This window comes from Microbacterium sp. MMO-20 (assembly GCF_037147735.1).
Lineage (GTDB): Bacteria > Actinomycetota > Actinomycetes > Actinomycetales > Microbacteriaceae > Microbacterium.
Map to the genome: position 1 here is coordinate 18,163 of NZ_JBBCUU010000007.1, position 17,590 is coordinate 35,752.

The window sequence follows — 17,590 nt, forward strand, 5'->3', positions numbered from 1 at the left end:
ATGACCGCCGCACGCCGCACCTCTTCGCTTCTCGCCCTGATCGGCGCCGGAGCCCTGCTTCTCGCGGGCTGCGCATCGGGTGCGGCGGTCCCCGCGTCGAGTGGCAGCGCGAGCGAGACGCCCATCGGCGGCGAGATCCGCACGGAGGCCGGATGGCTCGACGGCGGGCGGTTCATCGGCATCGTCACCGACGGCTCCTCGACCTGCGTCCCGACCGCGACGGATGCCACGGTTCAGGCCGACGGCACGCTCGCCGTCACCCTCGACAACGGCCCGGCCGACAAGGCCTGCACCGCCGACATGGTCCCGCGCGTGAGCCTCGTCGGGGTCCCCGAGGGCGTCGACCCCACGAAGGACCTCGACATCGTCGTCACGATGGCGCAGGGCGGCCGCGGAGACGCCGATCTCGACGGCCTCGACGCATCGCAGGTGAAGACGGGCGCGACCGACTATCTCCCCTCCGCCGGGTGGGTCGATGACGACCAGATCGCGATCCTGACCTGGGGCTCGTCCACGTGCGCCCCGGTCGTCGGCGACGTCACGGCATCCGACTCGAAGAACGTCATGGTGACCTTCGCCGACCTCGGTGACAAGCCGTGCACGATGGACATGGCGCCGCGCGCGACGCTGATCTCGGTCGCGGGACTCGACGTCGACGACGACGGTGCCTCCGTGACGCTCTCAGGCGGCGACGCTCAGTTCGCGACGCCCGTCACGGTCGCCGTCATCGGCTGACGCGGGGGTTCAGCGGGGGTCGTCGGCTGACGGCGTTTCGGTTCGCCGGCGTCGAATTGTGGATGCCGCGCACTCCAACCCGCAGTTCGGCGCCGGTGAATCCGGCCTCCGCACTGCGCAACACCTTCTCCCCAGCGGCCCCGGAGTGAAGACCTCGATCTGATCCTGTGGAAAACCGCACGCGAGCCACCGACGTGTATCACAGTGTCGGCATGCATCGTCCCCCTTTGCCTGCGGAACTCGGCCCGTCCTTCTCCGTGGCCGACGCGCTCGCCGCGGGAGCGACGCCGTCGCGGCTGCGCGCTCTCGATCTCGCGCGCCCCTTCCACGGCGTGCGTCAGCGGAAGGTCATCGAAGCGCACGACGCGGGCCCGGAGGCCGCACTGCTCCGACTGATCGCGCAGTACGCGTGTCGGATGACCGAGCACGAGTTCTTCAGCCACACCGCCGCCGCGGTGCTCTGGGGGTTGCCGCTGCCGATCGCGTCCCTGCGCGCCGGTTCGCTCGACGTCTCGGTGTTCGCGCCGCGACGCGCGCCGGCAGCCGCCGGCGTGTCCGGTCACAGTGTGACGCCGGGGCTTGCCCACGTCGTGACGCATCCGGCGCGCGGGGTGCGCGTGAGCACCCCGGCATCCACGGTGGCGTTGCTCGCCGGCCGGGTGCCCCATGCCTACGATCTCGTCGCACTGGCGGATGCCGCGGTGCGCGAGCCGCTCCACCGCAGGGATCCGCCCGCGCTCACGTCGCTCGAGAGTCTGACGAGCGCGCTGGATGCCGGCCGTCGCGTCGGTCGCGACCGACTGCGCGCCGCCCTTCCGAGGGTCTCGACGCGGACGCGCTCGCGCGCCGAGACGTGGTTGCGGCTGACCGTGATCGATGCCGGGCTGCCCCAGCCGGAGGTCAACTATGACGTCATCGAGGCCGGCCGATGGCTCGGACAGGTCGACCTCGCCTACCCCGAGCTGAGGATCGCCATCGAGTACGAGGGGGAGCATCACCTCACCGATCCGCTCCAGTGGGCCGAGGACATCGCTCGGGCGACCCCGGCTCCACCCGCGCCGAGGCATCACGCCGACGGCGAACACGGGCATACCGGCATCCTTCCCTCGTTAGCCTCTACGTAGATGCCAGAAGTCTCGGCATCCGGAGGAGCCAGACATGTTCGAGAGATTCACCGACCGTGCCCGTCGCGTCGTCGTCCTCGCCCAAGAAGAGGCGAAGATGCTCAACCACAACTACATCGGGACCGAGCACATCCTGCTGGGCCTGATCCACGAGGGTGAGGGTGTCGCGGCCAAGGCGCTCGAAAGCCTCGGGATCTCCCTCGACGCCGTCCGCGAGCAGGTCCAGGACATCATCGGCCAGGGCCAGCAGCAGCCGACGGGCCACATCCCCTTCACGCCGCGCGCCAAGAAGGTGCTCGAGCTGTCGCTGCGAGAGGCGCTGCAGCTCGGTCACAACTACATCGGCACGGAGCACATCCTGCTCGGCCTCATTCGCGAAGGCGAGGGCGTCGCCGCCCAGGTGCTCGTCAAGCTCGGCGCCGACCTCAACAAGGTGCGCCAGCAGGTCATCCAGCTGCTCTCGGGGTACCAGGGCAAAGAGCCCGCGGGCGTCGCGACCGGTGCCGGCGAGCAGCAGAGCCAGTCCGCCCAGGGCGGCTCGGCGGTGCTCGACCAGTTCGGACGCAACCTCACGCAGGCCGCGCGCGACAACAAGCTCGACCCCGTCATCGGGCGCGAGAAGGAAATCGAGCGCGTCATGCAGATCCTGTCGCGCCGCTCGAAGAACAACCCCGTCCTCATCGGCGAGCCCGGCGTCGGCAAGACCGCCGTCGTCGAGGGCCTCGCGCAGGCGATCGTCAAGAATGACGTCCCCGAGACGCTGAAGGACAAGCAGGTCTACTCGCTCGACCTCGGTTCGCTCATCGCGGGGTCCCGCTATCGCGGTGACTTCGAGGAGCGCCTGAAGAAGGTCACGAAGGAGATCCGTACGCGCGGCGACATCATCGTGTTCATCGACGAGATCCATACCCTCGTGGGTGCGGGCGCTGCGGAGGGAGCGATCGACGCGGCCTCCATCCTGAAGCCGCTCCTCGCTCGTGGCGAGCTGCAGACGATCGGTGCGACGACCCTCGACGAGTACCGCAAGCACTTCGAGAAGGATGCCGCGCTGGAGCGCCGATTCCAGCCGATCCAGGTCGCCGAGCCGAGCCTGCCCCACGCGATCAACATCCTGAAGGGGCTGCGCGACCGCTACGAGGCGCACCACAAGGTGCAGATCACCGACGGCGCGATCGTCGCGGCGGCGAACCTCGCCGACCGCTACATCTCCGACCGGTTCCTGCCCGACAAGGCGATCGACCTGATCGACGAGGCCGGCGCGCGTCTGCGCCTGTCGATCCTGTCGTCCCCGCCGGAGCTGCGCGAGTTCGACGAGAAGATCGCGAAGGTCCGCGAGGACAAGGAGCTCGCCTCCGAGGAGCAGGACTTCGAGAAGGCCGCATCGCTGCGCGACGAGGAGAAGTCCCTTCTCGCCGAGCGCCTCCGCCTCGAGAAGCAGTGGCGTTCGGGTGACGTCGCGAGCCACGCCGTCGTCGATGAGGGTCTCATCGCCGAGGTGCTCGCGCAGGCCACCGGCATTCCCGTCTTCAAGCTCACCGAGGAGGAGACGAGCCGTCTCGTCTTCATGGAGAAGGCGCTGCACCAGCGCGTCATCGGGCAGGAAGAAGCCATCGCGGCCCTCTCCCGCACGATCCGCCGCCAGCGCGCCGGCCTCAAGGACCCGAAGCGGCCGTCGGGCTCGTTCATCTTCGCCGGCCCCACCGGTGTCGGGAAGACCGAGCTCGCCAAGGCGCTCGCCGAGTTCCTCTTCGACGACGAGGGCGCGCTGATCTCCCTCGACATGTCGGAGTTCGGTGAGAAGCACACCGTGTCGCGGCTGTTCGGTGCCCCTCCCGGGTTCGTCGGCTTCGAAGAGGGCGGCCAGCTCACCGAGAAGGTGCGCCGCAAGCCGTTCTCGGTCGTGCTCTTCGACGAGATCGAGAAGGCCCACCCCGACATCTTCAACTCGCTGCTGCAGATCCTCGAAGAGGGTCGTCTGACCGATGGTCAGGGCCGCGTCGTCGACTTCAAGAACACGGTCATCATCATGACCACCAACCTCGGTTCGTCGGCGATCGCCGGCGGCCCGGTCGGGTTCCAGGTCGAGGGCAACGCGCAGACGACGTACGAGCGGATGAAGGGCAAGGTCGACGAGGAGCTGAAGCGTCACTTCAAGCCCGAGTTCCTCAACCGCGTCGACGACGTCATCGTCTTCCCGCAGCTGAACAAGGATGAGCTCCGCCAGATCGTGGGCCTCTTCACGAAGCGCCTCAGCGAGCGTCTGCTGGACCGTGACATGACGGTCGAGCTGACGGACGCCGCGAAGGACCGTCTCATCGAGATCGGCTTCGATCCGACGCTCGGCGCCCGGCCCCTGCGCCGCGCGATGCAGCGCGAGGTCGAGGACCAGCTCTCGGAGCGGATCCTGCACGGCGAGCTCAACCCCGGCGACCACGTGAAGGTGGATGCCGAGGGCGGGAAGTTCCTCTTCGAGCACGGCCCGCGCGGCGAGCGCGTCGCCGTGGGCGTCGGAGCTGCCGGCGAGATCGAGGCCACCCCGGACATCGTCGCGGGGAGCTGACACCGAGCGCACACGAGGGGGCTGGATGCCGAGGCATCCAGCCCCCTTCGTCGTGTCGATCCGCGCGCGCTCGCGGACCCGCGCATCGCGCCGTCGTCAGTCGCGCGGCGCGACGTCGACCTGCACACGCAGGGTCGAGCGCTTCGCCTTCGTGAAGATGATGCCCTTCACGGGGGAGACGTCGCCGTAGTCGCGCCCCCACGCGACCGTGACGTAGCGGTCGTTCGCCCATTGATTGTTGGTGGGATCGATCGCAAGCCACTGGCCGCCCTCATCGGCGAGGTCGTTCGTGCGGTCTTCGGCAGACCCTGTCGCGGGCAGCCACACGGCGAGCCAGGCATGCGAGGCATCCGCTCCGAAGACGCGCTCTTTGCCGGGTGCGGGCTCCGTCGCGAGATACCCGGAGACGTATCGCGCGGCCACGCCGTTGCCCCGCAGACACGCGAGGGCGACGTGCGCGAAGTCCTGGCAGACGCCAGCTCGTTTGCGCATCGCGTCGGCGACGGTCGAGGTCACCGTCGTCGCGGTCTTGTCGTACGTGAAGTCGCGGAAGATGCGCTGCATGAGGTCGGTCGCGGCCTCGCCGAGAGGCCGCCCCGGCGTGAGCGACTCGGCGCCGTACGCCGTCGCCTCCGATACGTGCCGCGCACGCGTCGACTCGAGCGCGTATTCCGTCGCGCGCCAGGCGCCCGGCACTTCGGGATGCAGAAGCGGGCGGGCACGCTCCCACGGCTGGTCGAGAGCGCCCTGATCGTAGGCGGGGTCGTCGACGGTCACTTCGCTCGACGAGGTGATGGTCAGCTCGTCATGCGGATCGGTCACGTGGAAGTAGGTGGAGGAGTTGCCGAAATAGTCGCGATCCGCGAAGAGATCGCCGGGCGGGGGTGAGACGACGACGTCGGATGCCTCGACGCGCTGCCACGGCAGAGGTCGCGGCACGAGGTGGAACTGGCCGACGCTGTCCTGCACGGGCTTGCTGTAGGTGTACGCCGTGCGATGCCACACCCGATACGCCCTCATCCGCGGCTCTCCATGACTTCGATGAGCGACAGCTCCGAGAGCGGCACGGCGGGCGGTCCGCTCTCGAAGTGCAGGTGGCGTACGGCATCGGACAGGCGCTCGAGCTGCTCCTTCACGTGCGCGAGGAAGTCGACGAGTACGTCGCGACGGCCGTGGGTCGCCGCGCCGAGCGAAGACACATCGGCCACGCCGAGCTCGGTCTCGAGGTGGTCGAGTAGGCGCTCCGCGCGGGTGGATCCCGTCGAGGCGGGCATGGCCGCCAGATGCGTACGCAGCTCGTCGAGCGCGAAGCGCAGGGAGCGCGGATTGCTGCGGTCGAGCAGCAGGAGATCGAGAACGTCCGCCGCGCGCGCCGATCCGCGGTAGCGCCGGCGGTAGGTCACGACGCTCTCCGAAGCGATCAGCACGGCTTCGAGGACGTTCCGCGCCGCGCGTCCGTCCCGGCGCTCCGCGAAGCCTGCCGTCAGCAGCTCGCACAGCTGCAGGCCGCGCTCGAGGTAACGACCCGCTTCGATCATGTGCCAGCCGGTGTCGCGGATCATGTTCGCCGTCACTCCGTAGAGCGACAGCATCGCGGCGAGCATGCGCCCGCCGGACTCCGCCGTGCGGTGCGGGTGCGCCGAGCTGCGGAGGGCCCGCGTCGCGCGGTCGATGTTCGCGAAGACCCGCCAGGTGTCGCCCGACAGCTGATCACGGACGCCCTCCATCGCTTCGCGGAGGCGTGCCACACCGTGCGCCGCCGATCCGGGACGTCGGGAGTCGAGCAGGAGCGACCGGAACTCCGCCTCCGGATCGAGTGACCGCATGCCGGCGAGGCGGGCGAGGGCGTCGAGCAGCACCCGTGGGCTCTCCGCGATGACGCCCGCGGTATAGGCGCCCGGCTGGTCGAGTTCGGCCTGCGCCGCGAGCAGCAGGCGCAGCAGATCTTCGGTGCGCTCGGCATAGCGACCGGTCCAGAACATGTCGGCGTGCGCGCGCGGAGCGAGCGGCGGTGTCGAGCGCGCCGTCGGCAGCGGGGCGATCTCGGTGAGGTTCTGGTCGGGGTCGGTCTCGGCGCTCTTGAGGACCCACACGTCCTTGGCGCGCGGCGGCGCGTCGGGGTGGGCACGCACGCTCGCGAGGCCCCCGACGAGTGGGCGGTAGGCGGAGCCGTAGCGGAGCGTGAAGGCGCGCAGGGTGAGCGACTGCGACGCTGCCCGCGGGTGGGTTCCCGAGGCATCCCACACCGGCGTCTGCGAGAGGGGCAGCTGATCCTGGCCGACGTAGCGATGCGGTGCCGCGGCGATGCGCGCGGCGAGTTCATCGGCGGGGGCGCTCGTGACCGCTCGGCGCGGTTCGTCGATCGCCCGCACGAGAAGAGTGGGGTCGCCCGCGGCGAGGCGGTCGAGAACGAGGGCGCGGGATGCCGCGTCGCCGCACCACCACGTCGGTGCGGACGGAAGTCGCAGCTGTTCGCCGAGCAGCAGCTCGCACGCGCCGGCGAGGTACGGCATGAGGGCGGGGTTCTCGAGGACGCCTGCGCCGAGCCCGTTGACGAGCCGAACAGTGCCGCGGCGGACGGCTTCGGTGAGGCCCGCCACGCCGAGTCGCGAGTCGCCGCGCAGTTCCAGCGGATCGCACCAGGCGGCATCCACCCGCCGGATGATGACGTCGATCCGGTCGGTGGGGCGCTTGTCCGGCCAGCGCGCGGGCTTCATCCACACGTACCCGTCGCGCACGACGAGGTCACTGCCCTGGACGAGGGGGAACCCGAGCGCGTTCGCGAGGAACGCCTGATCGAACGCCGTCTCGCTGAGCGTTCCGGGGGAGAGGACGACCACGCGCGGGTCGTCGACGGTGTCTGCGACCGACGTCAGCAGAGCCGCGCGCAGCGCTGCGAAGTACGGGTCGATGTGGTGGAGCGTGCTCTCCTGGAAGAGGTCGGGGAGCACCTGAGAGATGACGCGACGATTCTCGGCGGCGAAGCCGAGCCCCGACGGTGCCTGGACGCGGTCGGTCAGCACCCGCCATTCGCCGTGCGCGTCGCGACCGAGATCGACGGCCGAGAGGAGGAGCGGATGCCGATCGCTCGCGCTCGCGCGGGCGAGGGGGCGCAGGAACCCGCTGTGGCCGAAGATCACGGCGGAGGGGACGATGCCCTCGCGCAGGAGGCGCTGCTCGCCGTAGACGTCCACGAGGATCGCGTTGAGCAGTTCGGCGCGCTGGGCGAGCCCGACCTCGAGCGGCGCCCAGGACGGCGCGTCGAGCACGAGAGGCATCGGATCGAGCTGCCACGGCTGTGCGCCGCCGTCGGCACCTGCGTCCGCGCGCACGTAGGAGACACCGTCGTCGGCGAGAAAGCGCGTGATCTCACCGTCGATGCGGCGCAGATCGTCGGCGGTGAGGGCGAGGGCGTGCTCGGCGAGTGCTTTCCACCCCGAGCGCAGAGCGCCGCCGTCGTCGACGACCTCGTCGTAGCGGGGCTCACCGGCGCCCGCGAACGCCAACGTCGGCTGAGACACGGATGCCGCGTAGTCGCGCAGCACGCTCACGGCGCCTCCCCTCGGCAAGAGCTGCGGCGCTTCCGTGACGGGTCCGCGGAAGTCGCCGGCTCAGGCTCCAGCGTAGGGGTCCCGGGGGCGGGCACGGCGCAGCGGCATGACGGCGGGCAATACAGTGGGTCCGTGACCGCCTTCACCGTCCGCGCCGCGCGCACCTCCGACGTGCGCGGCATCCTGGGTCTTCTCGATCCGTGGGTGCAACGGCGGATCCTGCTCGGCAAGGACGTCGTCACCGTGTACGAGGCGGTGCAGGAGTTCGTCGTCGCCGAGGCCGACGGCGAACTCATCGGTTGCGGCGCGCTGCACGTCATGTGGGAGGACCTGGGCGAGATCCGCACCCTCATCGTCGCCGACGGGTGGCTGCATCACGGTGTCGGCGGCGCGGTCGTCGCGCGCCTCGAGGAGAACGCGCGAGCGCTCGGCCTGTCGCGGCTGTTCTGTCTGACGTTCGAGGTCGACTTCTTCTCACGGCGCGGTTTCGCCCCCATCGGCGAGCAGGTCGTCGACCCCGACGTGTACTCCCAGCTGCTGCGCTCGCCGGACGAGGGCGTCGCGGAGTTCCTCGACCTCGCCCACGTCAAACCGAACACGCTCGGCAACACCCGCATGCTCAAGCAGCTCTGACGGCGCGGGCCGCATAGCCTGGACGGGTGAGCACCCGTCGACCCACCGAGGCCGCGCGCCGTCGCCCGTCCGCCGCCGTGTATCGACGGCGGCGCCTCGTCGCGGTGCTGATCGTCCTCGTGATCGTCGCGGCCGTCGTGCTCGCCATCTGGCAACCGTGGAAGAGTGCTGCGGGCGGCGCGACGCCATCGCCGACGCGGAGCGCGCCGGCCGCTTCGGTGAGCCCGTCCGTGACACCGACCGGGGGCGGGCAGGCGACCGCGCCCGCGGCCGACCCGGCGCCCTCGGCGTCCGGCACCGACCCGGCGATCGCCGCGTGCACGACCTCGGACATCTCGGTGCTGGCCGTCACCGACAAGGATTCCTACGGAGCGGGGGAGCAGCCGCAACTCTCGATCTCGCTGTCGAACACGTCGAGCGCGCCGTGCCTCATCAATGTCGGGACGGCGACGCAGGCGTTCGTCATCACGAGTGGGACCGATACCTGGTGGCGGTCGACCGATTGCCAGAGCGAGTCGAGCGATCAGGTGGTGCAGCTCGCGGCCGGTCAGACCGTCGGCAGCGTCACGCCACTCGTCTGGGACCGCACGCGCTCGTCGGTGGACACCTGCGATTCGACGTCGCGCCCGTCCGCCGCGGCCGGGTACTACCACCTGCAGGTGTCGATCGGCGGGATCGTCGGCGCGGACACCAAGATGTTCGAGCTCCAGTGACGCCCTATCGGGGTGCGCACACCGCATTCTGAGAGTATTCTCATCCGCTCGGGAGCCTGCGGCGCAGACACCTCGCTCAGGGATGCGTACCCTCGAAAGGAGCTCCTCGGCGGATGTCCCCGCTGTCCCCAGCAGCGGCACGGTGCCGTACCCCAGCGGCTCGAATCTCGGACCGTCCGGCGAGTGAGCGTGGCCCTCTCGATCCTCCCAGTCCCCAATGTGAGGATCGAGAGGGCCTCTCTTTCCGCCGCCGCCGCACACCCTCCTAGGCTGGATGTCATGGCCGGCAAGAAGCGCGCGAAGGCATCCCTCGAGTTCCGCAACACCCCGCTGGCGGACGCTCTGCAGACGCAGGACATGGCGGCGCTCGCCTTTGCGCTGCGACACGGACCGACCGTCGTCCCGCTCATGCGCCCGGGGCAGAGAGACGACCCGCGCGATGGCGGTGAGGTGTGGACCTATCGCGATCCGAACACGGGCGATGTCGCGTTGCTGCTGTTCAGCGACGCGGCGCACAAGCCGGCCGCGCTGCCGCCCGCTGTCGGGCTGCAGTCGCCCGCGTGGCTGCGGGCGTTCCTCGGTGCGCACGAGGCCGAGATCACGACGGTGTTCTTCGATATCGCGGGGCCGCATCCGATGCAGGCGACTCCGGCCGATCTCATCGCCGCGCTCGACGCCTGACGTGCGGGTGCGGCGCTGTCAGAACGACGGCTCGTCGCCCGGGGTGATGGGGTGCAACCGGGCGAGGTCGCGCAACGCGCCGCGCAGGTCGGTGGATGCCGTGTCGACGACGGATCGGTAGCCGAGGCGCGCCGCTTCGGCGCGCCGCTGGTCGTGCTGCGTCACGGCGCGCACCTCACCCGCGAGGCTGAGCTCTCCGATCGCGACGAGTTTGGCGGGGTTCGGGCGGTTGGAGACCGCGCTCGCGACAGCGAGGGCGATCGCGAGGTCGGCGGCCGGCTCGACGAGGCGGACGCCGCCCACGGTCGAGACGTACACGTCCTGGTCGGAGACGCGGATGTTCGCGCGCTTCTCGAGCACGGCGAGGATCATCGCGACGCGCGCACCGTCCACGCCGCTCACGACGCGACGCGGATTCGGGCCCGACCCGGGCAGCGTCAGTGCCTGCACTTCGACGGGGAGCGCTCGCCGACCTTCGAGGGCGACCGTGACGCATGTGCCCGGCTCGCGCGAGCCGTGGCCGAGGAACAGCGCGCTCGGGTCAGGCACCTCGGCGATGCCGTGCTGTGTCTGTTCGAAGCAGCCGACCTCATCGGTCGCCCCGAAACGGTTCTTCAGTGCGCGGACGAACCGCAGCGACGTCTGCCGGTCGCCCTCGAAGTGGCAGACGACGTCGACGAGGTGTTCGAGGATGCGGGGGCCCGCGACCTGGCCGTCCTTCGTGACGTGGCCGACGAGGATCACGGGGAGATCCCGCTCCTTCGCGACGCGGATGAGCGTGGATGCCACTTCGCGCACCTGACTCGGATGGCCCGCCGATCCGTCGACGAGGCTGGATGAGACCGTCTGCACCGAGTCCACGACGAGGAGGTCCGGGCCGGCCTCGTCGACGTGACCGAGCACGGTCGCAAGGTCGGTCTCAGCGGCGAGGTACAGCTCGTCGTTCAGCGCGCCGGTGCGTTCGGCACGTAGCCGCACCTGTCCGAGCGACTCCTCGGCGCTCACGTACAGCACTCGGCGGCCCGCCGCGGCGGTCCGTGCCGCGACCTCGAGCAGCAGCGTGGACTTGCCGACGCCCGGTTCGCCGGAGAGCAGGATCGCGGCCCCCGGGACGACACCGCCGCCGAGCACCCGATCGAACTCGCCGACACCGGTCGTCCGGCGCGGGGTCTCGCGCGTGTCGATCTCGGTGATGGGGCGTGCCGAGCGCGTGGGTGCGAGGGCCGTCACGGACGAGGCGGCGATGCCCGTCGACGTCGCCGCCTCGACGACGGTGCCCCACTGCTGGCACTCGCCGCACCGGCCGACCCACTTCGCGCTCGTCCAGCCGCACTCGGTGCAGCGGTACGCCAGGGTCGTCGCCGCGCGCTTGGATGCCATGCAGCAAGGCTAACCGCGCCATCCGACACGGCCGTTCGTGCGCGCGCGGTGTCGCGCGCGGCCTCAGCGCAGCGAGTCGGCGACCTCACGCAGCGCGTCGGCGGAACGGTGGAAGAGCTCGAGCTCGGAGGGCGAGAACGTCGTCTCACGGATGGGCTGCGCGCCTGACGCCGACAGCACCGCCGGCACCGAGAGGGCGACGCCGCTCACGCCGTGGAAGTCTTCGAGCACCGGCGCGACGGGCAGGACGGTGTGCTCGTCGCCGAGGATCGCCTCGACGATGCGCGCGCCGGAGAGACCGATCGCGTAGTTCGTGGCGCCCTTGCCCTGGATGACCTTGTACGCGGCATCCCGCACGTCGACGGCGATCTGGTCGAGTTCCTCCTTCGTGAAGCGCGGCTGCCCGTCCAGCGGCTGCCACTCCAGGATGGGGACCGAGCCGATCGTGGCGTGCGACCAGAGCGGGAACTCGGTGTCGCCGTGCTCGCCGACGATGTAGGCGTGCACGCTCGAGATCGAGACACCCGCGCGCCGGGCGATCTTCCAACGCAGTCGCGAGGTGTCGAGAACCGTGCCCGAGCTGAAGACGCGCTCGCGCGGCAGGCCGCTGATCTCCTGCGCGATGACGGCCATGACATCGGCCGGGTTCGTGACGACGACGAAGACGGCGTCGGGGGAGCGCTCGAGGAGGTCGGGCACGAGGGAGCGCAGGATGTTGGCGTTGACACCGGCGAGGTCGATGCGCGTCTGGCCGGGCTTCTGCGCGGCGCCCGCGGTGATGACGACGACGTGCGAGCCGGCGGTGACGTCGAGGTCGGCGCCGCCGATGATGTCGCTCGACCCGGTGAACTGCGAGCCGTGCGCGAGGTCGAGCACCTCGGCCTCGACGCGCGCGGCGGCGATGTCGTATAGGGCGACGTGGCGCGCCGATTCGCGGATGAGGGCGGCGTACGCGACGGACGAGCCGACCGCTCCCGCTCCGACGACGGTCAGTTTCGAGTTCTCGATCACGCTCATGCGTTCAGTCTGGCAGTGCCCCCGGTGTCGTGCCACCGCCCGATGCAGGGTTGCGCACGCCGATCGCAGACACCACCGACCCCGCCACGAGCAGCGCTCCGGTGACGAGAGCCACACGATGGAATCCGTCGAGATCCAGCGTGCCGCCGATGATCGCCGACAGCGAGGCGATCGCAAGAAGGCCCGCGACGCGTGCGACCGCGTTGTTGACCGCCGATGCGATGCCCGAACGCGCCGGGTCGGCGGATCCCAGGATCGCCGCGGTGAGCGGAGACACCGTGATCGCGAGACCGAGTCCGAGGACGATCATGGCGGGGAGGACCTGCCACCAGTAGTCGAAATCGGTGCCGACGAGCAGCAGGAGAAGGCATCCCACCGCCATGACGAGGGGGCCGACGGTCATGAACAGCCGCGGCCCGAGGCGTCCCGACAGTGCGCCGATGCGCGAGCTGAGCGCGATGACGAGGATCGTCGTGGGCAGGCTCGCGAGACCCGCGAGAGTCGCGGACAATCCGGCGCCCTGCTGGAGGTACACCGACACCACGAAGCCGTTGAGCGAGAGCGCGGCATAGATGAACAGTGTCGCGAGGTTGCCGGCGGAGAACGTGCCGCTGCGGAACAGGTCGAGCGGAAGGAGCGGCTGCGACGCGCTGCGCTGACGGAGCAGGAACGCGGCGAGCAGAAGGATGCCGAGGCCGAGCGATGCCCACAGCCAGGGGACTGCGGCGCTCGCGGTGCCTGCGTTGGGAAGTTCGATGAGGGCGAGTACCGCGAGCCCGAGACCCGCGGTGCACAGCACGGCGCCCGTCCAGTCGATGCGGGCACCCGGGCGCCGCTCGTCGCGCGCCTCGAGGCGTGGCAGGAGGGCGAGGGCGACCCCGATGGGTGCGACGTTGATGAGAAAGACCCAGCGCCAGGAGAGGTGGTCCACGATGACGCCGCCGAGGAGTGGCCCCACGATCATGGCGCCGGTGGTCAACGCCGTCCACAGTCCGATCGCGCGCGAGCGCACGGGTTCGGCCATCGTCGACGTGATGAGAGCGAGCGAGCTCGGCACCAGGAACGCCCCCGCGACGCCCTGCAGGGCGCGCGCGACGATGAGGAGCTCGATCGACGGAGCGGCGGCGACGGCCACCGAGGCGACGCCGAAGCCGATGAGTCCGATACGCAGCACGAGCAGGCGCCCGTAGGCGTCGCTCGCTGCACCTGCGACGAGAATGAGGGCGCCGAGTGTCACGAGGTAGGCGTCGACCGTCCACTGCTGCGTCGACAGCCCGCCGCCGAGCTCGCGCGAGATCGCCGGCAGGGCGACATTCACGACCGTGCCATCCAGGAAGGCGACGAAGGAGCCCAGAACCGCGATCACGACGACCAGGCGCTGTTGCGACGTCATGCGATCGGTCATGCCTCCACGCTAGGGGGCAGCGCGGACGTCGTGGGGTCAGTCGTCGCATCGCAGCCCGCGGCCGGTTCGCGGCATGCGCCCGACTGTCGTAGGATGGACGACGGTGACGTGTCCGAGCGGCCGAAGGTGCAACTCTCGAAAAGTTGTGTAGGGTAACCCCCTACCGTGGGTTCAAATCCCACCGTCACCGCCACGAAAACCCCCGACTCGTCGGGGGTTTTCTTTGGAGCAAGAGCAGACCCGCGACCTTCTCCCCGTACACTTGCGGGCATGAGCGCGACTTCCGATCGGGATGCCGCGATCGCGCGTCTCGAGCAGGATTTCGGGGCCCTCTTCGCCCGCATCCGCGTGAACTGGCGTGAAGCGGCCGCAACGGTGCACCCCGATCTGCAGCCGCTCGGCTATCGCGTGCTCGCAGCGCTCGCCGACGGCACCGTGACATCGGCCGGTGAGATCATCGATCGTTTCCAGACCGACAAGTCGGCCGTCAGTCGTCAGCTCCGCCAGCTCGAAGAGCTCGGCCTCGTCGAGAGTCGACCCGACCCCGTCGACCGCCGTGCCCGCGTCCTGGCCGTCACCGACCTCGCGCGTGAGCGCATCGCGGCGGCCCGCAGCGATCGCGAGGCCCGTCTCGGCGCGCGACTGGACGCCTGGAGCGCCGACGACCTCGAACTCGTCTCCGCACTGTTGCGTGACCTCGCCCGCTGAGCGCGGGCCTGGCTAGGCTCGTGCCATGGATGCCGCGGCGTGGACCTTCCTCATCCTCGGGGCCGCGGTCGTCGCGTTCGTCAGTGGGCGGATCCCGCTCGCCGTCGTCTCGGTCGGCGTCGCCCTCGCCCTGTGGGCGACGGGTGTCCTGACGCTCGGCGAAGCCCTGTCGGGGTTCGGTGATCCGACCGTCCTCTTCATCGCGAGCCTGTTCGTCGTCAGCGAGGCGCTGGATGCCACGGGCGTGACCGCCTGGCTCGGCCAGCAGGTCGTGACCCGGGCGGGAACGGGACGGATGCGGCTGACGGTCGTCATCGGCGCGATGGTGGCGGTGCTGTCGGCGTTCATCTCGATCAACGGAGCCGTCGCCGCCCTCCTCCCCGTCGTCGTGGTGGTGGCGGTGCGGGCGGGACTCGTCCCGTCGAAGATGCTCATCCCCCTCGCGTTCGCGGCGAGCGCGGGGTCGCTCCTCACCCTCACGGGCACGCCCGTGAACATCGTCGTGTCGGAGGCCGCCGCGGCGGCCGGCGGGCGAGAGTTCGGCTACTTCGAGTTCGCGCTCGCGGGAATCCCGCTCGTCCTCCTCACGATCGCGACGGTGGCACTCGGCGGCGATCGCCTGCTGCCCGCGCGCACGCCGGAGCACTTCGGCGATGCCGCCGACGCCGTCGACGCGAGTGAACTCGCCCGCGCCCTGCGCTCGAGCTACGACGTCTCCCTCGAGACGGGCGCACTGTTCAGCGCGCGGCTGGGCGTCGCCGAAGTGCTGGTCGCCCCGCGGTCGAGCCTCATCGGACGTACCGTGACGGTCGGGATGACGACGCGCGACGACGGCCTCGTCATCCTCGGCCTCCGCCGCGGCGAGGACGACGGCGCGGGCGCGACGCGCACGACGGGGCCGGGGACGCTGACGCTCCAGGCCGGCGACGCCGTGCTGGTGCAGGGCCCGTGGGGAGCGCTGACGCACTACACGCGGTCGGCTGATGTCATCGCCGTCACCCCGCCGCAGGCCGTGCAGCGCGCCGTGCCGCTCGGTCGCGGGGCGAAGCGCGCTCTCGTGATTCTCGGCATCATGATCGTGCTCCTCGCCACCGGGGCCGTGCCGCCCGCGGTCGCGGGCCTGCTGGCGGCGGGCGCGATCATTCTCACCCGGGTGCTGACCGTGCCGCAGACGTATCGCGCCATCGAGTGGACGACCGTCATCCTCATCGCCGGAATGGTGCCCCTGTCGGCCGCCTTCATCTCGACGGGCGCCGCCACGCGAGTCGCGGATGTCGTTCTCGGCGTCATCGGCGACAGTGCACCGCAGCTCGCGCTGCTCGTCCTGTGCGTCGTCACCATGGTCCTCGGTCAGTTCATCTCGAACGTCGCGACGGTCCTCATCGTGACGCCGATCGCGCTCGCGATCGCGCAGTCGCTCGACCTCAGCGTCCTTCCGTTCATGATGGCGCTGACGGTCGCCGGCGCGGCGTCCTTCCTCACCCCGATCGCGACCCCCGCGAACCTCATGGTGCTGCAGCCCGGCGGCTACCGCTTCGGCGACTACTGGCGTCTCGGCATCCCGCTGATGATCGTCTACCTCGCCGTCGCCGTGCTCTACGTGCCGCTCGTCTGGCCGTTCTGACCGGTCAGTCGGCGAGACCGAACAGCTGCAGCGGGTGGGTGAGCCGCCACCAGGCGTCGGGGTCGGGGATGTCGGCGGTCAGGTGCGCGCTCGTCGACGCGGTGCCGAGGGGCCCCTTCGTCGAGACGGTGCCGACCTCGGCGCCGGCGGTGCGAGCGTCGCCGAGCGCCAGGTCGGAAGTCACCGGCGCCGTCTGCGCGTTCCACAGCAGCAGTGACAGGTCGCCCGTGGTGACGACCTGCGCCGTGGCACCCCACTTCGTGGTGACGGCGCCCACGATGGTGCCGGTCGGGAGGGTCGTCGGCACGGATGCCTCGGCGGCCACTTCGTTCAGCATGCGCGCGGTCTCGCTGTCGCGCGCGGCGTCGTCGGGCTGTGCCAGCGCGACGGCGTAGACCCGCACGGTCGTGTCGCCGACCGGCTGCACCTTCGCGGCGAGAAGGTTGTAGAGGTCGGTGAGGCTTCCGGTCTTCAGCCCCACGACCGACGGGTCGGCGAGGAGGTCGTTGGTGTTCACGACCTGGCCGGCGCCGGGAAGGTCGACGACCGGCGTCCGGACGATCTCCGCGATGACGGGGTCGGCCAGTGCCAGGCGTGCGAGAGTGATGAGGGATGCCGGGTCGGCGGCGTTCGCGGGGTCGATCCCGGTCGGCTCGACGACGGTGATGCCGGGCAGGTTCTTGCGATCCAGCCAAGCGCGCGCCGCCTTCGCGAACACCGTGTCGGTCGGCCAGATCGTGCTCGCGAGGCGATCGGCGTAGTTGCCGGCCGATCCGATCAGCATGCCCTGCAGCATCTGGTACTGGCTGAGGCTGCCGTCGACGGGCACGTCGAGCGCCGACTCGTCTTCGGTGAGGTCCTCGTAGTACGTCTCCTGGTCGCTCTCGTCGAAGGTGAACGACGGCCCGCTCTCGCCCACGGCGAGGGGCATCTCATCGAGCACCATCAGCGCCGTCACGAGCTTGGTGATACTCGCCATCGGGACGGCGTCGCCCGTCGAGGCGGGCGTGGTGTCGATCCCGGCCACGCCGACGGCCGCCGAGCCCTCGGCGGGCCACACGACCGCCGTCGGTGCCCCGACGAGATCGGCGACGGCGGCGGGCTCGATGTGCGGAGCGACCGCCCACAGCGGCCACAGCAGCGTCGTCGCCGCGTACGCACCGACGAGTCCGAGGCCCGAGAGGATCGGCACGACGACCCCGGGTCGGAGGGGCGACCGGTGCGGGCGTCGCGCGAGCAGATCGGGCGCGATCTCGGTGCCGGGTGTCGTGCGCGCGGCGACCGCGCCGTCGTCGAGCCAGCCGAGCGCTTGCCGGCCGCGCGCATTGCGCACCACGATGGCGTCGGGGTCGGATGCCGCGACGTTCTCACCCGCCGTGGCCGCCACCGCGTCGCGATGCGCCCGCCGAGAGGTCACGGGGGCGTCGTCGATGGTCACCCGACCAAAGTTACCCGGTGC

At 70.5% G+C, this 17,590-nt stretch carries 14 protein-coding genes and 1 tRNA gene; 9 read left to right on the forward strand and 6 right to left on the reverse strand.

Annotation, left to right across the window (positions count from 1 at the left end):
- From WFI52_RS10080 to WFI52_RS10090, 3 genes are all read left to right on the forward strand, one after another.
- Positions 1-735 carry a hypothetical protein gene (locus tag WFI52_RS10080; RefSeq protein ID WP_336626491.1) on the forward strand — a complete coding sequence of 245 codons (735 nt, stop codon included), beginning with the start codon at positions 1-3 and terminating at the stop codon, positions 733-735.
- A 212-nt stretch (positions 736-947) separates the two neighbouring features.
- Positions 948-1,859, forward strand: a complete 912-nt coding sequence (locus WFI52_RS10085; protein ID WP_336626490.1) for a hypothetical protein — start codon at positions 948-950, stop codon at positions 1,857-1,859.
- A 34-nt stretch (positions 1,860-1,893) separates the two neighbouring features.
- Positions 1,894-4,419, forward strand: coding sequence for an ATP-dependent Clp protease ATP-binding subunit (locus WFI52_RS10090; protein ID WP_336626489.1), 2,526 nt, complete (start codon positions 1,894-1,896; stop codon positions 4,417-4,419).
- A gap of 96 nt (positions 4,420-4,515) precedes the next feature.
- Here WFI52_RS10090 and WFI52_RS10095 read toward each other — a convergent pair whose 3' ends face one another.
- A complete protein-coding gene (locus WFI52_RS10095; RefSeq protein ID WP_336626488.1) occupies positions 4,516-5,424 on the reverse strand; it encodes a transglutaminase family protein in 909 nt (302 codons plus the stop codon).
- Between the two features lie 11 nt (positions 5,425-5,435).
- A complete protein-coding gene (locus tag WFI52_RS10100; protein ID WP_336626487.1) occupies positions 5,436-7,970 on the reverse strand; it encodes a circularly permuted type 2 ATP-grasp protein in 2,535 nt (844 codons plus the stop codon).
- Positions 7,971-8,102: 132 nt separating this feature from the next.
- Here WFI52_RS10100 and WFI52_RS10105 point away from each other — a divergent pair, with 132 nt between their 5' ends.
- The 3 genes from WFI52_RS10105 (at position 8,103) to WFI52_RS10115 (ending at position 9,997) form a co-directional block, all read left to right on the forward strand.
- Entirely contained in the window at positions 8,103-8,603 is a 501-nt protein-coding gene (locus WFI52_RS10105) for an amino-acid N-acetyltransferase (RefSeq protein ID WP_336626486.1), read from the forward strand.
- A gap of 26 nt (positions 8,604-8,629) precedes the next feature.
- Positions 8,630-9,316 (forward strand): hypothetical protein, encoded by a 687-nt coding sequence (locus tag WFI52_RS10110; protein WP_336626485.1) that lies wholly within the window; start codon positions 8,630-8,632, stop codon positions 9,314-9,316.
- Positions 9,317-9,595: 279 nt separating this feature from the next.
- A complete protein-coding gene (locus WFI52_RS10115) occupies positions 9,596-9,997 on the forward strand; it encodes a dehydrogenase (RefSeq protein ID WP_336626484.1) in 402 nt (133 codons plus the stop codon).
- Between the two features lie 18 nt (positions 9,998-10,015).
- On the opposite strand, the gene radA is transcribed toward WFI52_RS10115, so the two are convergent.
- From radA to WFI52_RS10130, 3 genes are all read right to left on the reverse strand, one after another.
- Positions 10,016-11,377 (reverse strand): DNA repair protein RadA, encoded by a 1,362-nt coding sequence (gene radA, locus WFI52_RS10120; protein WP_336626483.1) that lies wholly within the window; start codon positions 11,375-11,377, stop codon positions 10,016-10,018.
- A gap of 63 nt (positions 11,378-11,440) precedes the next feature.
- The gene (locus WFI52_RS10125; protein ID WP_336626482.1) at positions 11,441-12,394 is read right to left on the reverse strand and encodes an L-lactate dehydrogenase; all 954 of its coding nucleotides are present in this window, start codon (positions 12,392-12,394) and stop codon (positions 11,441-11,443) included.
- 4 nt (positions 12,395-12,398) lie between these two features.
- On the reverse strand, positions 12,399-13,799 hold the full coding sequence (locus WFI52_RS10130) for an MFS transporter (RefSeq protein ID WP_336626481.1): 1,401 nt from the start codon (positions 13,797-13,799) through the stop codon (positions 12,399-12,401).
- Between the two features lie 102 nt (positions 13,800-13,901).
- Between WFI52_RS10130 and WFI52_RS10135 the strand changes: the two genes are divergently transcribed.
- From WFI52_RS10135 to WFI52_RS10145, 3 genes are all read left to right on the forward strand, one after another.
- Positions 13,902-13,992 (forward strand) — tRNA-Ser (locus tag WFI52_RS10135).
- A gap of 77 nt (positions 13,993-14,069) precedes the next feature.
- On the forward strand, positions 14,070-14,507 hold the full coding sequence (locus WFI52_RS10140) for a MarR family winged helix-turn-helix transcriptional regulator (protein WP_336626429.1): 438 nt from the start codon (positions 14,070-14,072) through the stop codon (positions 14,505-14,507).
- A 25-nt stretch (positions 14,508-14,532) separates the two neighbouring features.
- Positions 14,533-16,131, forward strand: coding sequence for an SLC13 family permease (locus WFI52_RS10145; protein ID WP_336626428.1), 1,599 nt, complete (start codon positions 14,533-14,535; stop codon positions 16,129-16,131).
- A gap of 4 nt (positions 16,132-16,135) precedes the next feature.
- Here the strand turns inward: WFI52_RS10145 and WFI52_RS10150 are convergent, their stop codons facing one another.
- On the reverse strand, positions 16,136-17,569 hold the full coding sequence (locus WFI52_RS10150) for a D-alanyl-D-alanine carboxypeptidase (protein WP_336626427.1): 1,434 nt from the start codon (positions 17,567-17,569) through the stop codon (positions 16,136-16,138).
- Between the last annotated feature and the right edge of the window lie 21 nt (positions 17,570-17,590).

Excerpts from the sequence above, each read along its gene's own strand:
- radA (WP_336626483.1), bottom strand. The coding sequence starts at position 11,377 with ATGGCATCCAAGCGCGCGGCGACGACCCTGGCGTACCGCTGCACCGAG.
- WFI52_RS10130 (WP_336626481.1), bottom strand. The coding sequence starts at position 13,799 with ATGACCGATCGCATGACGTCGCAACAGCGCCTGGTCGTCGTGATCGCG.
- WFI52_RS10125 (WP_336626482.1), bottom strand. The coding sequence starts at position 12,394 with ATGAGCGTGATCGAGAACTCGAAACTGACCGTCGTCGGAGCGGGAGCG.
- WFI52_RS10085 (WP_336626490.1), top strand. The coding sequence starts at position 948 with ATGCATCGTCCCCCTTTGCCTGCGGAACTCGGCCCGTCCTTCTCCGTG.
- WFI52_RS10090 (WP_336626489.1), top strand. The coding sequence starts at position 1,894 with ATGTTCGAGAGATTCACCGACCGTGCCCGTCGCGTCGTCGTCCTCGCC.
- WFI52_RS10145 (WP_336626428.1), top strand. The coding sequence starts at position 14,533 with ATGGATGCCGCGGCGTGGACCTTCCTCATCCTCGGGGCCGCGGTCGTC.
- WFI52_RS10115 (WP_336626484.1), top strand. The coding sequence starts at position 9,596 with ATGGCCGGCAAGAAGCGCGCGAAGGCATCCCTCGAGTTCCGCAACACC.
- WFI52_RS10080 (WP_336626491.1), top strand. The coding sequence starts at position 1 with ATGACCGCCGCACGCCGCACCTCTTCGCTTCTCGCCCTGATCGGCGCC.
- WFI52_RS10140 (WP_336626429.1), top strand. The coding sequence starts at position 14,070 with ATGAGCGCGACTTCCGATCGGGATGCCGCGATCGCGCGTCTCGAGCAG.